Annotated in this window: 9 protein-coding genes; 3 read left to right on the forward strand and 6 right to left on the reverse strand. The window is 44.3% G+C overall.

What is annotated here, in order from left to right; all coding sequences use genetic code 11:
* Window positions 1-186: 186 nt before the first annotated feature.
* The 3 genes from AB4Z45_RS32540 to AB4Z45_RS32550 form a co-directional block, all read right to left on the reverse strand.
* Window positions 187-2,952: an Ig-like domain-containing protein gene (locus AB4Z45_RS32540; protein WP_441913781.1), complete on the reverse strand. Its 2,766-nt coding sequence runs from the start codon at window positions 2,950-2,952 to the stop codon at window positions 187-189.
* Window positions 2,953-3,080: 128 nt separating this feature from the next.
* On the reverse strand, window positions 3,081-4,220 hold the full coding sequence (locus tag AB4Z45_RS32545) for a response regulator (protein ID WP_441913783.1): 1,140 nt from the start codon (window positions 4,218-4,220) through the stop codon (window positions 3,081-3,083).
* Window positions 4,217-6,013 carry a histidine kinase N-terminal 7TM domain-containing protein gene (locus tag AB4Z45_RS32550; RefSeq protein ID WP_441913785.1) on the reverse strand — a complete coding sequence of 599 codons (1,797 nt, stop codon included), beginning with the start codon at window positions 6,011-6,013 and terminating at the stop codon, window positions 4,217-4,219. The genes AB4Z45_RS32545 and AB4Z45_RS32550 overlap by 4 nt, the downstream gene beginning before the upstream one ends.
* 2 nt (window positions 6,014-6,015) lie before the next feature.
* Between AB4Z45_RS32550 and AB4Z45_RS32555 the strand changes: the two genes are divergently transcribed.
* Window positions 6,016-6,342: a hypothetical protein gene (locus tag AB4Z45_RS32555; protein ID WP_441913787.1), complete on the forward strand. Its 327-nt coding sequence runs from the start codon at window positions 6,016-6,018 to the stop codon at window positions 6,340-6,342.
* Window positions 6,343-6,350: 8 nt separating this feature from the next.
* Here AB4Z45_RS32555 and catA read toward each other — a convergent pair whose 3' ends face one another.
* Together catA and AB4Z45_RS32565 are read right to left on the reverse strand one after the other, a co-directional pair.
* On the reverse strand, window positions 6,351-7,022 hold the full coding sequence (gene catA / locus AB4Z45_RS32560; RefSeq protein ID WP_441913789.1) for a type A chloramphenicol O-acetyltransferase: 672 nt from the start codon (window positions 7,020-7,022) through the stop codon (window positions 6,351-6,353).
* An 89-nt stretch (window positions 7,023-7,111) separates the two neighbouring features.
* Window positions 7,112-7,321, reverse strand: coding sequence for a hypothetical protein (locus AB4Z45_RS32565; protein ID WP_441913790.1), 210 nt, complete (start codon window positions 7,319-7,321; stop codon window positions 7,112-7,114).
* A 334-nt stretch (window positions 7,322-7,655) separates the two neighbouring features.
* On the opposite strand from AB4Z45_RS32565, the gene AB4Z45_RS32570 reads away from it, so the two are divergent.
* Window positions 7,656-8,240: a TetR/AcrR family transcriptional regulator gene (locus AB4Z45_RS32570; RefSeq protein WP_441913791.1), complete on the forward strand. Its 585-nt coding sequence runs from the start codon at window positions 7,656-7,658 to the stop codon at window positions 8,238-8,240.
* A gap of 7 nt (window positions 8,241-8,247) precedes the next feature.
* Window positions 8,248-8,994 (forward strand): type I methionyl aminopeptidase, encoded by a 747-nt coding sequence (map, locus tag AB4Z45_RS32575; RefSeq protein ID WP_441913792.1) that lies wholly within the window; start codon window positions 8,248-8,250, stop codon window positions 8,992-8,994.
* A gap of 512 nt (window positions 8,995-9,506) precedes the next feature.
* Here the strand turns inward: map and AB4Z45_RS32580 are convergent.
* Window positions 9,507-9,878 (reverse strand): DUF2750 domain-containing protein, encoded by a 372-nt coding sequence (locus AB4Z45_RS32580; protein ID WP_441913793.1) that lies wholly within the window; start codon window positions 9,876-9,878, stop codon window positions 9,507-9,509.
* Window positions 9,879-10,079: the final 201 nt, after the last annotated feature.

Below are 10,079 nucleotides of genomic sequence, written 5' to 3' on the forward strand. Positions count from 1 at the left end.
TCGTTTTTTCAAGGGGCTTCGCCACACACTTACAATCGCCTGTCAAGTTCTTTTTCCTCATTTGGGCAAAAAAAGAGCAGGCTATCTTTTTGATAACCTGCTCTTTTGCATTCTATTGAACTTACACCTTAACTTAATGACATTGGCCATACGGCAGGCTTTTTGCATGAAAGCACTATGCATTTATTATTTTAAAGCTTCCAATATTGCTTTTAGGTCCGCATTGGTTTGAAGCGTGTGTAAAATAATCGTTAACGCTTCAGCGCGAGATGATGGTTTGTTTGGCGCAAATTGTCCATTACCCGCTCCGTTAATAATTCCTGCCGCTGCTGCTTGCTTGATTTGCTCTTTGTTCCAAGCTCCATCAATATCTGTGAAAGCAGGCGCTGAAGCTGTGTTTACAGCTTTAAGATCAATGATTTTAGAAATAATGGAAATGATTTCGGCACGGCTGATTTCTTTGTTTGGTTTAAATGTGCCATCTTCGTACCCTGAGATAATGCCGCTTTCAGTTAAAGCAGCAATTGATGCTGAAGCCCAGTGGTCGGAAACGTCGCTTAGCTTATTTTTATCAACCGTCGCAGAGAGGTCAAATACCTTTGCAATAATGGTAGCAAATTCGGCGCGGGTAATACTTGCGTTAGGATGGAAGGAACCATCCTCATATCCGTTTACAATCCCCAATTTCACGAAAATATGAACGGTGGAACCAGCCCAGTGAGATTTTGTATCTTTGAACTCCACATCAGTAGGATTAGCTTTCGCTTCCTCTACTTTTTTGTTTAAGCTGGATATCACTTTTTCCACTTGAATCACATTTTGATCAAATTTCACTTTAGTCGTTGCTGTCGGTTTTGGTTCAGGTGTTTTTTCAGGCTTTGTTGTTGGCGCTGGAGTAGGTGTCGGATTGCCATGATCTCCACCGCCGCCAGAGCTTACTTTAACCTCAACTATTTTTGTTCCATAAACGGCACTGCCGTCAGCAGCCGTTGCTTTAACGGTAACCGTTCCTGCTGAAACACCCGTCAATACTCCGCTTTTGCTGATTGTTGCTGTGCCTGTTCCGTTTTCAACAGACCACTCGATTGATTTGTCTGTTGCATTTGCAGGTGCAACTCTCGCGTCAACGGTTAACGTCTGGCCAACCAACACGCTGGAATCACTTGTCAACGTAATCGAGGTAACAGGGACTTGGACAGCCGTAATCGTAAGAATCGTACTGCCAACAACTTCGCTTTCATCGGTAGCCGTTGCTTGGACCGTTACTGTACCTTGATTGCCCGCAGAAAGCTCTCCCGTTGTTTTATCAATCACAGCCGTACCTGTTCCATCTATTACGGACCAAGTGACCGCTTTGTTTGTTGCGTTGCTAGGAGCTGCCACAGCATTCATTTGCAGCTTCTTACCTGATTCGATTGTAGTAACTTCACCATCCGCCGTTACGGTAATCGTTTGAACAGGTATGGTGGGCTCCTTAATTTCGATCGTTTTGGTTCCAAAAACAGCGCTGCCGTCAATAGCCGTTGCTATAACGATTACCGCACCTGCTGAAGTTCCGGTCAATTCACCGCTTGTACTGATTGTCGCACTGCCTGTTCCGTTTTCAACAGACCACTCGATCGATTTGTCCGTTGCATTTTCAGGAGCAACGGTCGCGTCAACGGTTAACGTCTGGCCAACTAGCAAGCTGGAATCCCCTGTTAACGTAATCGAGGATACAGGGACTTGGGCGGCTGTTATCGTAAGAATCGTGCTGCCAACAACTTCGCTTTCATCGGTAGCTGTTGCTTGGACCGTTACTGTACCTGGATTGCCTGCAGTAAGCTCTCCCGTTTCTTCGTCAATTACAGCTGTACCCGTCCCATCAATAACAGACCAAGCAACCTGTCGGTATGTTGCGTCGCTAGGGGCTACAACAGCATACATTTGAAGTGTCTTGCCTGATTCGATTGTAGAAACCTCATCTTCCGCTGTTACAGATATGTTTTGAACAGGTATGATAGGTCCATGAATTTTAATCGTTTTTGTTCCATAAACGGCGCTGCCGTCAGCAGCCGTAGCTTTAACGGTAACCGTACCTGCCGAAATACCCGTCAATACACCGCTTTTGCTGATTGTCGCTGAGCCTGTTCCGTTCTCAACGGACCATTTTAACTTTTTGTAAGAGGCGTCTACTGGCAATATATCCGCGCGCATAGCCAAAGTATCGCCAATAAGTAAGGAAGAAGCATCCCCCACGCTGCCTACATTGATTGCTTCCACAGGTGTAGATTCATTGTTAAAAGGATCATTCGTTATGAATTGAGAACCTGAGTATAAAGAAAGAGGAACATTATAAATTTCACTAATGTCGGATTTAATTTGGAAAGTGACCAATCCGTTAACGGTATACCACGAGTAACCCTCGTCTACCGTATTCGTCCTCGTATAAATAGTACCATTATCCTTGTCGCTTGGGTCTATGTTATAGAAGGTTAAAGCTGTATCTGCGGAATGTGCAAAAATTTCCGTGCGATCATCCACAGGCTTGCCATCGGTATCATAAACAGCAAAGGTTACGTTTATATACCCGGGTTGACTCTGAGCCATTTCTTTTAACTTGACATAGCCTACAGGAAGCTTGGGTTTACTTGCCGAAATACGACTGACAGTAACATTACCTAATCCATAAATCATGTTTGGAACCCAGCTCACTACACCGTCGCTTACGTATCCACCTACAATGGATTGCGTGCTATTCGTAGGAACAGTAACGCTGTTTTGGCCCGGCAATAGGTTGGGTGCCTGAACGACATCGCTATTCGAATATCTGATGTATGCATACTCTGCCTCACTTAACCTTTCCGAGTCAAAATAAATGGTGACTTGGTTTATTTTGAACACACATCCACTTAACAGACTCAGAATTAAAACCGAAACTAAAAATAAATTGCGTATTGAAAATCGTTTCATGTTAACTTATCTCCTCATCTCTATAGTTAGATCCATTATATCCAAGCCCAATGACGGCAAAATGACAAACTTCGACAAAAGCAAAAAAAGCCCCTATTATTTTAGGAGCCTTTCATATCTACTCATTCTTATTTATCCAGCTCGGACAGCAGACTGAAATATAAATCAGCAGCCTCGCGGGAGGGTTTTATACCGATCTCTCTACGCAGCGTGTCTTCGTATTGCCTATATTGCCGGGTCAACGCTTCCTTGTTCTCTTGCAAAGCCAAAGCTTTCATAAGCAGCAAAAAGGATTGTTCGTCTAGTTCATTGCGCGACACGAGCTTCATTAACAACCTAATGGCAGCATTCGTCTCGCTTTTATTTAACAAAGCCATACATAATCGCTGGGTAAAGGAGGTGTACAGCAACGAAAGACGCTCAATCTCGTTCCAAGCCCATGCAAAAGCGTGATCCCCAAATAAGTCCCCTGCGTACAGCTGCTCTAGTGCAATCGCCTCTTCCAGATTCGTCTCATCCACGACTGACATTTTTCTACAGCCTTCTTCAAAGCCTACAAGGTCTACACTCACCTCACTCAGACTAAGGGCGTAGTGGTTACTGTCAGAATGTAGATTCTCTCTCAGGCCAAATGGATCTAATACCTTCCGCAGCTGATAGACGGTCGTATTCAAGTAAACCTCAGCATTCTTTTGCGGCATGTCGCCAAACAGCTCTTCGATCAGCCTTGCTCTGGATATCAGCCTTCCTTTATGCATAAGCAAATAGCCAAACAGTTCCGCGCTTTTGCTTGATTTCCATTTCGCCCTTATCCCCTGCGTGCTTTGAATATCTATAACACCTAAGCAGTTAAACCTCGTCTCATTTAAAGGCGCCGCCCACTCCCCTTGCCGCAAGTGCTCTTTACGCAACTCAGCAAACGCTCTTTGCAGCGTTTTTTGAAGTCTTTCCAGCACAACCGGCTTTACGATATAGTCGAAGGCATAAACATCAAAGGCAGGCAAAGCATATTCTTTGTGTGAGGTCAGGAACACGATCTTTATTTCTCTTCCAACCTCTCTTAACCGTTCGGCAAGCTCTAGCCCAGTTTCCCTCGGCATGCTTATATCCAGAAACACCAAGTCTACATCATGATTCATCAGATAAGAAAATGCTGTTTCTGTCTCCGTGAAGCTGCCTGCAATTTCTACTTCCACAGACGTCTTCGCAAGCATCCGTTTCATTATTAAATGCATCGCCTTCTCGTCATCAATAAGGATAACCTTCAACCTGCGCTCGCCTCCAAGCTGCTTCGTCTGAATGCATGTGCAGATGGCGTAGGAACGGAGAAGTAAAAGGTACTTCCTTGCTCAGAACTATCGAACCAAATGTCTCCACCATTTAAACGAACAAATTCCCTGCATAAAGTAAGTCCCAAACCGACGCCCCGTTCTCCTGCTGTTCCTGTTGATGACACCGGATAACCTTCCAGCAGCAGTGAGCTGGCCTGTTGCGGCGATATGCCGTCCCCAGAATCGCTTACAGAAATAATTAGTTTATCGGCATGATGTTCTGCTTTTAATCGGATTGTGCCGCCGATGTTGGTAAACTTAACGGCATTGGACAATAAATTTCGGACAATCAATTCCAGCATTTCTTTGTCGGCTAGCACAAACGTATCCTTCGGTATTTCCGATATCAATTGAATTTTTTTGCTCTCGCAGCGAACCGCCAATAACCGGATGCAGACCTGTACGGTATGGTATATGTCTCTCTCCACTGGGTTAAATACCATGCCTTCGCGTTGGCTTCGGAACCATTCCAACAAGCTCTCTACCAGTGCAAAAGTATTTTCAATTTGCTGTCCCATTTCATGGACGATTTCCTCATGCTCTCCGTCGGAGCCTTGCAGCTCGTCCTCCATGAGCTCCATTAAATTGATGAGCACCGCCAGTGGATCACGAATATCATGAGCGACTACGCTAAACATTCGATCCTTGAACATGTTTAATTCGCTTAGCTGACGGGCATTATCAAGCAGCCGCTCCTCTGAACGCACCATTTCCGTAACATCGCTTAACAAAAACATTTTGCCGGCAGGCTTCTGGTTCTTATCACTAATCAAGGACATATGCACATTATAATAGGGTTCATCCGCTTGACCCGAAATTTGAACCTTGCTGTTCAAAGAAGGCCCTTGCATGATTTTCTCCAACAGCAATGGATATTGCAAAAAGACTTGCGTTGCCGGCAAACCGATCCACTTATTATTTATCCCTTTAATAACCTGCTTGCTGGATTGGTTAAAGCTAGTTAACGTATTTTCCAAATCAAATATAATTACCGCATCCTGCATGGATGCAAACACCTTTTGCAGCGCTAAGGGCGCTAGTCTAAGCATGTTAAATTGATAAATCCCCCACATGTAGAAGATTCCTGAGAAAATAAAACCAAATGGGGAGATATCAATTGGCATATAAATGACATTGCTTAAATAAATAAGCGTAAATCCAAAAGGCCCCCATGATCCAATGATCATAAAAGCGATTTGTTTCTTCATGCGAGATGTCGCTTTTAGAAACATTTCAACCATTAAACCCATGCCAACTACAAAGAAGGAATACGAATAGTAGACATGCAGCTTGTATAAAGGTCCTTTCTCCGTCGTTACCAGCGGAAAGCCCTCTGAGTAATTTAAAGTCATGCTTTTATAAAATAAATGATGCCAATCATTCGTATAATGAGCTACAAAGGTAATGGCAGGAACAATCATCAGCAGCGCTACTACCCATTTTCGAACGAGCGCTTGCCTTCCCGTATATTGCAGCACCATTATAATCCATAGAATAGTACCGAATGGGATGCCTAGATATTCGATACGAAGCCAGAAGCGTATATGCTCTAAATCGGTGCTAACAATTTCAAAAGCATATCCAAAAGTGTACAATGAACCCGTCAACATGCCTAGCCCATAACTAATTGCAATAGGCAGCTCTCTTCTTTTCCAAGAGAGATAGCACAGCATTAGCGAGCAGCAGGTAGCTGCCATCAGCAATGCTGATAAATATAAATTGTAGCTCATAGATGTTAGCCCCCGTGCTTTATGTACTCTCTCGTTATGTTTCTCTTATGTTAGCAGATGAAGTTGTAAAAACATATATTGCCGCAGCAAAAAATTGCATAAAACACTATTTTTTATTATTAAAAAATCGAACCCTAAAAAGCCCACTAGGTAAATTTTACCTAGTGGGCTTTTGGCTCGCTGTAGTCAGTTACGATTACCGCAACGATTTTAATGCGCCGCTCCAAAAACAAGAGCTTCACAACCGCACAACTGACCCGGAAAGGCTACCGGCACTGGATACCTCTTATACAAAATATTTCCACCATCACATGCAAGTGAAAAAATAAGTTGCCCGTTAGCTGAATGCGGTATAGTTTGGTAACCATTCCATACAAGCATCTGCACGTAATTGCAGCTCATTATACAGCATCCCGGCATGGTAACCGTCACAAACGGCATGGTGGAATTGCCCTGATAATGGCAACAGAATTTTTTCGTCATAGTGCAAATATTTTCCCATCGTAAAGATGGGCAGTAAATAGGTTCCCTCATTATAGATGTTCAGGTTAAATCCAGTGAAGCTAACCCAAGGAATGCTGGAAATGGAGACAGTGCCCGGTGGTTCGTTTGTTTTAGCGGCAAATTGTTTAACACTTCCGTACTTTTTCATATCATCAAGATAACGACTGTAGAAATCATTAAAATCTTCACTGTACAACGTCCATATGCTTGAAAAGGTCTTATCATCATCATGGAAAATTGTAAAGCTAGGAGATAAACGATCCCAATAACCTAATGTCCCTTCTGCATTAAAACATGTGCGAAATTCATTATGGCGGTTTACCACCGTAGTTATCATGTGGATTAGTGCTGGATACAGCTTTATCCTCCGACTCTTAAGTTCTTTCAGCAGCCGGGAAATGTCGATATTTGCCGTCATGCTAAAAGTGCATCTGACATTGTTTAAATAATGCTCAAAATAGGGTTTTCTACTCCAGTTATCCATGACAATCGGATTGAATTTCATTTATTATAACCTCCTAAAATGATTACTTTTTTCGTTTTAGGAGGTTTAATCCACTGCTTTAACCATATCCTCATCACAATCCCAACAAATTATTTTTCTACTGCCAGTTTTGAGAGAACCCGATCCATTTCATCAAAATGTTCTCTATCGCTTGAAGCATAGATCAAATCAAAACTATCGTTATTTTTCAACACTGTTAATTCACCAAAATTATTTTTAATAATTTGTATCTCGCCATGACTAAACCCATTTCGTTTCGTAATATGAAACAACTCTTTAATCATTGCAAAATCAGTCATCCGCATCACACCTTATCCTTTACAATACTCCAAATATCCTCTTATCTGCATTTCTTCGTACAATTCTTTAGTGGAATATTTTTTCTTTCCTCTTAATCGCATATCGCTGACTCACTAAGTATACGGCTTGTAAATCTCTTTTGTTGCGCTAATCTTCTCATTAGTTTAATAAAAGACGTGCCCTTATCATGACTAAAAAATTAAAAAACTCGAATGTTTTTAACTATAAGTACATGGACGTTATGAATATAAAAATGTTGCGGATAAGTGCCCATTGCGTTACTATATTTATATCGACAAATTTGCAGGTCTATACAAGGAGGTTCACGCACCAATGTGCCCTCGTACCAAAGAACAAAATGAGCTCATCCGCATGCAGCGCAAGGAACAGATCCTGGACGCCGCCGCGCGCACCTACTTCCACACGGGTGGCAGCTTTGATATTCGCGACGTCGCCCGCGAAGCCGAGCTCGGTTACGGCACGGTATACCATTATTACCCTAACCGGCATTTATTAATAGAAGATGTGCTGGGCAGCGGCTTCGAGCGATGCGAGCAAGCCCTGACCGAATGGGCAAACATCTACGTCGACAGCCCGGATAATAGGCATCTGTTGACTTATTGCAAGGCACTGCTCCAGCTGTGGCAGTCGGACGCCCGCGCATATCTTGTCTACAAAATGGCCGCGGAACATTATGCAGGTTTGCCTGCGAAGGATCAGCACCCCACAAAGAGACGATTCATGGAACGGCTGTATGTTCCGCTCCAATCGATTGCCCAGCGCGAAGACGACAGCGTCGACCATATGCTTGCCGTGCTGGTCGGCTGCTGTGGGCTGCACTACTATGCGGGCACTTCCGAGCTGGACGTCGATCGAATCGCCAAGCTCGCGATGCAAGCTATTACGAAGGAGTCCTGATACAAACATGGTCATTTTAAAAAGCAAACATGAAATCGAGGCCATCCGCAAGGCATGCCAAGTGGTGGCCGAATGCCATCGCACGATCGCCTCGCTCATCAAACCGGGAATCACAACGAACGAGATTGAGCGCATCTTCGAGGACATTATCTTGAAGCATGGCGCCAAGCCCTACACAAAGGGCTACAAGGGCTATCAATATGCGACCTGTGCATCTGTCAACGACGTGATCGCGCATGGCTTCCCAAGCGATAAGCCTCTGGTGGAGGGTGATATCGTGACGATCGACACGGTCGCAGAGCTCGACGGCTGGCTCGGCGATTCGGCCTGGAGCTATGCAGTCGGGAACATATCGCCGACGGCCGAGAAGCTGATGCGTGTCACTAAGGAATGCCTTGACATCGGCATCTCGCAGGCGCAGCCCGGCAATCGGCTGGGCGACGTGACGAGCGCCATCCAGCGGCATGCCGAATCGAACGGCTTCGGCGTCGTGCGCGACCTTCTCGCGCATGGCATTGGCCGGGATCTGCACGAGGAGCCGAACTATATGCATGTCGGCAAGCCCGGCAAAGGCCTCCGCATCAAGGAAGGCATGGTGTTCACGATCGAGCCAATGATCACCGAAGGCACCTACCACATGACAATCGATTCGGACAACTGGACCGCACGGACGCTGGACCGCAAGCTCGCCGCCCAATACGAGCATACGATCGCCATCACGGCTGAAGGTACACAAATCCTGACCGCGCAATAGAATAATTAGAGGTCGACCACGAGATGGTCGACCTTTTTTTCACGTATTCGGCATAGCATCTTTCTACATCCGATTCAAGCCGAAGCAAGATTGTGATGAGACTGCTAGCCTTGGCACAATCACATGCCAGTACGATGAATTCATCTCCGGCGAACCACGCGAAAAAATCGAAAATGCCAACTGAATCGGACTATAACCTGGCCAGATGAAGCAATGCAAGGTCTCCCACTTGATGACCATTGTTGTCGTTAATCGAGCATTTCTGTCCTTTATTGCGACTGCGGCCCCATTGTGTTATTCTACCGGTTAGTTTAATAAAAGACGTGCTCTTAACATAACTAAAAAATCAAAAAACCCGACCTCACGAGGTCGGGTTTCTTCATGGTATTGGTGGAGGCGAGGGGGATCGCCCCCCCTTTATATACAGAATTTTTTCTCAGTGCATTCTCGTGTTAGAAATATAGTACTGCTGCATAGCTCACTGAACTAATGTTCTCCGTTTGCGAAATGATTCAAAGTTCTTTCTGAACCAGGCATGCCGATAATTCTAACGGTTCTATTTCTTTTCCTAAAAGATGTGCGTTCCAATTCGTACCAATCAATAAATTATCGTTATCAAGCCCAGGAATCCAAGTATTCGCAAAATCATCAAGCGGTATCGTCTGTGGGCTGTAATGTACCCACTCTTCAATTGCACATTGTTTTGCTAAGGCTCGTTCCGACCAGAAAGGCATTACATTTGTTTCTTCAAATTCGTTCGTAGGTGATACACACCAACCGTCCTCGGATTTCAAATCCCACACAAGCTGGGTTTCTATTGTCTTCTTAACGAATTTTTCAAAGCGATTTTCAGAATCAATTTTCAGCCCCAAATTATGCGACATAACACACTCCTTTGTGGTGTTTAATTTAAGTACCACATATTCCATTATCCTGCCCGTTAACATTCCTGTAGGTGTTAGTAGATTCAATTTGCAGAAAAACAAACGCCTCGCTAGGATGAGTATGTACTGGGTTGCAGCCCTCAGAACTCACCTTAGGAGGCGTTATTATGAAGTCTAGACTAACTAAAGCTCAGAATCAAC

The sequence above is a fragment of the Paenibacillus sp. MCAF9 genome, assembly GCF_052114265.1.
Taxonomy (GTDB): domain Bacteria; phylum Bacillota; class Bacilli; order Paenibacillales; family Paenibacillaceae; genus Pristimantibacillus.

What these genes read in the sequence shown, in the direction of transcription:
- AB4Z45_RS32540 (WP_441913781.1), bottom strand. Translation starts at nt 2,952, where the DNA reads ATGAAACGATTTTCAATACGCAATTTATTTTTAGTTTCGGTTTTAATT.
- AB4Z45_RS32550 (WP_441913785.1), bottom strand. Translation starts at nt 6,013, where the DNA reads ATGAGCTACAATTTATATTTATCAGCATTGCTGATGGCAGCTACCTGC.
- AB4Z45_RS32555 (WP_441913787.1), top strand. Translation starts at nt 6,016, where the DNA reads ATGTTAGCCCCCGTGCTTTATGTACTCTCTCGTTATGTTTCTCTTATG.
- catA (WP_441913789.1), bottom strand. Translation starts at nt 7,022, where the DNA reads ATGAAATTCAATCCGATTGTCATGGATAACTGGAGTAGAAAACCCTAT.
- AB4Z45_RS32565 (WP_441913790.1), bottom strand. Translation starts at nt 7,321, where the DNA reads ATGACTGATTTTGCAATGATTAAAGAGTTGTTTCATATTACGAAACGA.
- AB4Z45_RS32570 (WP_441913791.1), top strand. Translation starts at nt 7,656, where the DNA reads ATGTGCCCTCGTACCAAAGAACAAAATGAGCTCATCCGCATGCAGCGC.
- map (WP_441913792.1), top strand. Translation starts at nt 8,248, where the DNA reads ATGGTCATTTTAAAAAGCAAACATGAAATCGAGGCCATCCGCAAGGCA.
- AB4Z45_RS32580 (WP_441913793.1), bottom strand. Translation starts at nt 9,878, where the DNA reads ATGTCGCATAATTTGGGGCTGAAAATTGATTCTGAAAATCGCTTTGAA.